Genomic DNA, 4978 nt, shown 5'->3' on the forward strand with positions numbered 1-4978 from the left:
GTTTTGAAATCTCAACTTCCAATTCATCTCTCATAAAATCCAATTTTACTTCAAAAGTATAATTTTCCTGAATTCCATTTTCTTCAATGATAAATCCTGAACTTACAAACTCATTTTCCTTAACTTTTGCAGTTGAAAACTCTTGTTTGACTTTATCTACAAATTCTTTTTTTACAATTAACTCTTTTCCAGCTATAGAATTTCTATCAATATTCTGATTCAAATAACTGATGTAGTCATTCTCATTCATATTAACAAGTTTTGATTTTAGTTTATCTATGACTTTGTTAATTACTGTCTGTTTTGCCTTCAATTTTTCATTTCTAGACTTTAAGTTTGCACTTGACTTAATTCTATCTGAAAGCAGTTCACGCTCTCTTCTTGCATTTTCAAGTAATGTTTGTTTTTTCGCATCAACTTTTTTTATTTCCAAATCATATTTTTGCTTTGCTTTTTCTTCAGCATCTTTTATGATTTCATCTGCTTTCGATTTAGCATCAGTTATTATTTTTGATGTTAAATTATCCAAATTAGACATATTTACTCCTTTTCCGTTTTTTATGTCATATTTACACTCTGTTTGTTTATTTTATAAAACAAAATTAGAATTTCGCTAATAACATAATTGATACAACGAATGCCAATAATGCATAAGTTTCAACCATTACCGCATAAATAATCCCTTTTGTATTTTGTTCCTCATTTTTTGCTAGCAAGCTAATTCCAGATGCTGCAACTCTTCCTTGTGCAATCGCTGAACCATATCCTGCAAGAGCAACTGGAAGACATGCCATTAAAATTCCAAGTCCATTTTGGAAAGTCATACTTGCATTTAATTTTCCTAATACCATAAGTCCAATAACGAATCCATATAATCCTTGTGTTCCTGGAAGCAATTGTAATACTAACGATTTACCAAATTTTTCAGGCTCTTCACTCATAAGCCCTGTTGCCACTTCTCCAACTATTCCTACACCTTTTGCTGATCCAATTCCTGATAATAATGTCGCTAACGCCGCACCTAATGTCGCCATTACGATTCCTCCATTTTGTACTAAAAACTGTGAAACATTCATTTTATTTCCTCCTAATTTTTTATATTTTTATTTTAACAATTTAACTTAATTTTTTATTTTTCACAAACAAAATTTATTCACTTTAAATAAATTCATTATTAAATTAATCATCCATGTTTATATATTTACTTTCTGTTCTAAAGTCCTTAAATGGTTTTCCTCCACCTTCGTAGAATTTACCAAAATATTCAACATACATAAGTCTTGAAGTATGGACATAAGCACCTAAGAAAGATAAGAACATATTAAATAGATGCCCACCTATTAATATTACTGGAACAAATATCATTCCAAACCAATTTCCACTAATCATTCCAGCAATCATATTTATGGCCGATGCGATAAATCCACCAGAAAGACCTAAAGCCATAAGTCTTGAATACGATACAAAATCACCAACATAACTTGAAATTCCGTAAAGGCTGTAAAGTCCTCCACCTAATTTTGCACCAACTCCTTTAGCCTCACGTCCACCAGTAAGTACAATTCCGACCATTCCAGCAATCATAATCCACATCGAAATATTTGTTACAATTGACGATAAATTCATCAATTTGAATATTAAATATACCATTCCGCCCATAAGTGCCATATACCAGAATAGCACATCATAAACTGCATCCAGCGATTTTCCATCCCTAATCAATAAATATGCCTTTATTCCAAGCCCAATAAATATATGAACTACACCAAATATAATTGAGCCTATTAATAGGCTGTTATATTGTTTTGCAGGATTTACAAGTCGCCATACTCCATTTATTTCTGCACCAAAATATGAACCATACAAAATTCCCCAGAAAATAACAGAAAAACTTAAATAAAAGAAAAATTTAACAGATTTTCTCATTTGAGAACTTAAATTAACTACTTTCAAAACAAATATTGTTGCAAGCAGTAACACAAGCCCGTAACCTACATCTGCCCCCATCATCCCAAAGAATAAAATATAAAATGGTGTAAATAGAGGTGTTGGATCGATTTCATTATATCTTGGATAAGCATACATCCCTGTCAAATTTTCAAATACAGTTGCAACCTTTCCATTTTTTAACTTAATCGGCACTGTCTCATCATCTTTATCTGCTTCTGTAACTTTTAGATAATAATTGTTATCCACTTCATTTTTTACAATTTTTTCAAATTCCTCTATTTTTTCTTCTGGAATCCATCCCTTTATTAAAACAGTATTTTCAGTTTGTGCTAATTTTTCTGATTCCACAATACGCAGTTTTTTATTTTGTAAATATTCATAAACCGCTTGTAAATCGTTCAAATCTTCACTATAAGTTTTTATTTGAGATTTTAATTTGCGTTTTTGTTTTTTCAGCTCTTCTATTTCTTTTTGCAACTTAACTTTATATTCACGTGGAACTGCATCAATATCAAGGTTTTCCACACTAAAACTATTATTTCTAAAAATTTCAGATAATTTTTCCTTTTCATTTTCGTCATTACTTGAAATTATAAGATAATAGACTTCATCTTTAGAAATTCTTAGTTCCTCATAATAAGTCTTATCAAGTTCAGAAATTCCTTCAATAAAGTTACCTTTGAGCTTTATTGGTATTGTTCCTAAAAATGTATTTACCTTTTTCAGACTTTTTAACTCTTTAGGATTTACATCTAGCCGTTCCCACAACTCTATTTCATCATAGTGTGCATATTTTTTTGAAATTTCTGATTTTATCTGTGAATACTGCACTCCAATCGAATTCAATTCTGAAGAAATTTTTTTCCAGTCATAATCCAATGCCTTTTTAGACAATGTATCAAAAGTATAATTATCATTTCCATGAATAATATCTCTTAAACGTGTTTTTCTCTCATCGTACTTTTTAATAAGAGAAATTGCATTATTCAACTGATAAAGTCTTTCGTCAATATGTGTTAATTCTTCGTTGTTCACATATTTTGTAACACCTTCAACTGCATCCTTGTCTATTTCTCCATTTTCATCATGTAGTTTAATATCGACAAAATTTACTTCCTTAAATTTTTGAAGCGCCTTCAATATTTTAGCTCTTTGTTCTGCGAAAACAACTAATTCAAATTTACTCATTTTAACTATTGCCATTATTTCACAATCCTCTCCGCTAATAAATTAACAACTTCATCTATTCTCTTTTCATCAATATTAAGAATCCTGTTTACATCCTCCTCTTTACTATTCAAGAGGGAGTTCACTTTTTTTTCAGCATCCTCTATTGACTGATTTTTTAGATTTTCAGCTTCAATACCGGCTTCAGAAATTATTTTATCGCTGTCATCTTTTATCTTTTGCTGAATATTTTTCAAAATATCTTTTGCTTTTTCCTTTGCATCAGCAATAATTCTATCCGATTCACTTTCAGCATTTTTTATTTTTTCTAAAACTTCTTTTGCCAAGATATAACCTCCTTCGTAAATTATTTTTACTATTACCAAATGTTTTATTTTTTTATAAATAAAAACACAAAAACAAATTGACTTATTAGTCATTATATATATTATGTTATCAATTTTTTAGGCTATTGTCAAGCCTTTATTCCTATATTTTACAACTCTTTCTCATATAAAAAAAATATAACACTCTTAAATTATGCTATATTTTTTTACTACTAATTTTTCAAATCTATATATGTTGGATTATTTGGAATAGAAAATCCTTTTTCTTTTGCTTTTTGTTCTTTGGTTTTCAAATCATCGCTATTGACATACTTATTATCCAGTCTCTCAACTTCTTTTTTCAATTCTTTCAATTGCAATTCTTTTTTTTGTATTTTTCTACCCAAATTAGCTACATCATATCCGACAAAAGCTCTTAATAATGCTACTGCAGTTACAATTGTAACATAAAACAAAACAGTTTTTATGACCTTTTTATCAAGTCCTGCAGTTCTAGAAAGCTTTCTTTTAATTCCTTTAGGAGCTACTATTCTTTCTCTTCTTGCATCTTCATGAGATCTTGCTGTATTTGTAATTTTTGGAACATCAAGTATTTCCATTTGCATTTTTTTGTTTTTTGAAACACCATTCATAATCTTTATTCACTCCTTTCAAAAATTCTTAATTTTGCTGAATGTGCTCTGTTATTTTCTTCTAACTCTGATTCTTTAGCAACAATTGGCTTTCTTGTAATTATCTTTCCTAGACTTTTTTTGTTGCATACACATATTGGTATGTCTTTTGGACAAGTACATGGATCTTCATATTCACGAAATTTTTCCTTCACAATTCTATCTTCCAGCGAATGAAAAGTAATTACTAAAAGCCTGCCATTTTTATTAAGCAGTTTTACTGCTTTATCCAATGTTTCATTTAAAACTTCAAGTTCTTTATTTACAAAAATCCTGATAGCCTGAAATGTTCTTTTGGCAGGATGTCGCTTCATGCTTTTTCCTATTGATTTTATAACAATATCTGCAAGCTCTGTTGTAGTTTCAATAGACTTGTTTTTTCTATATTCTACGATTTTTTTAGCAATCTTTCTTGATTTTGGCTCTTCACCATATTTATAAATAATATCAGCTATTTCCTTTTCAGAAAAATCGTTAACAACTTCATAAGCACTTATTTCCAAGTTATTATCCATTCGCATATCCAACTTTGCTTCAAACCTGTATGAAAAACCTCTTTTAGCATTATCCAATTGATTTGAGGAAACTCCTATATCCATCAATATCCTGTCTACTTTTTCAAAACCTCCTAAGTAAACGGCCGTGTCGATATTTCTAAAATTATCTTGAAATATCTGGAGTTTATTTCCATACTGTTCAAGTCTTTTTTTAGCAAATTCAATCGCCTGTATATCCTGATCAATTGCAATAACTTTTGAATTTTCAGAAGAATTTTCTAAAATACCTTCCGTATGCCCGCCGCCAGCGTTCGTCCTGAGCCAGGATCAAACTCTCCAAGATATC

At 29.8% G+C, this 4978-nt stretch carries 5 protein-coding genes and 1 pseudogene; all 6 read right to left on the minus strand.

Annotated elements, in window-relative coordinates:
* Positions 1 to 538 (minus strand): V-type ATP synthase subunit E (locus tag Q0370_RS01910; RefSeq protein WP_299571359.1); only part of this gene is annotated, 538 nt, incomplete at its 3' end.
* Positions 539 to 602: 64 nt separating this feature from the next.
* Positions 603 to 1076 carry a V-type ATP synthase subunit K gene (locus Q0370_RS01915; protein ID WP_021743251.1) on the minus strand — a complete coding sequence of 158 codons (474 nt, stop codon included), beginning with the start codon at positions 1074 to 1076 and terminating at the stop codon, positions 603 to 605.
* Positions 1077 to 1179: 103 nt separating this feature from the next.
* A complete protein-coding gene (locus tag Q0370_RS01920; protein WP_299571365.1) occupies positions 1180 to 3153 on the minus strand; it encodes a V-type ATP synthase subunit I in 1974 nt (657 codons plus the stop codon).
* A complete protein-coding gene (locus tag Q0370_RS01925) occupies positions 3153 to 3464 on the minus strand; it encodes a hypothetical protein (RefSeq protein ID WP_299571367.1) in 312 nt (103 codons plus the stop codon). The genes Q0370_RS01920 and Q0370_RS01925 overlap by 1 nt, the downstream gene beginning before the upstream one ends.
* A 212-nt stretch (positions 3465 to 3676) precedes the next feature.
* Complete coding sequence (locus Q0370_RS01930; protein WP_147005306.1) at positions 3677 to 4096, minus strand: cell division protein FtsL; 420 nt, start codon at positions 4094 to 4096, stop codon at positions 3677 to 3679.
* 5 nt (positions 4097 to 4101) lie between these two features.
* Positions 4102 to 4929 (minus strand): annotated as a pseudogene (gene rsmH / locus Q0370_RS01935) (16S rRNA (cytosine(1402)-N(4))-methyltransferase RsmH); the annotation flags it as partial.
* Positions 4930 to 4978 lie beyond the last annotated feature (49 nt).

Source organism: uncultured Leptotrichia sp., assembly GCF_938036635.1.
GTDB lineage: Bacteria > Fusobacteriota > Fusobacteriia > Fusobacteriales > Leptotrichiaceae > Leptotrichia > Leptotrichia hongkongensis.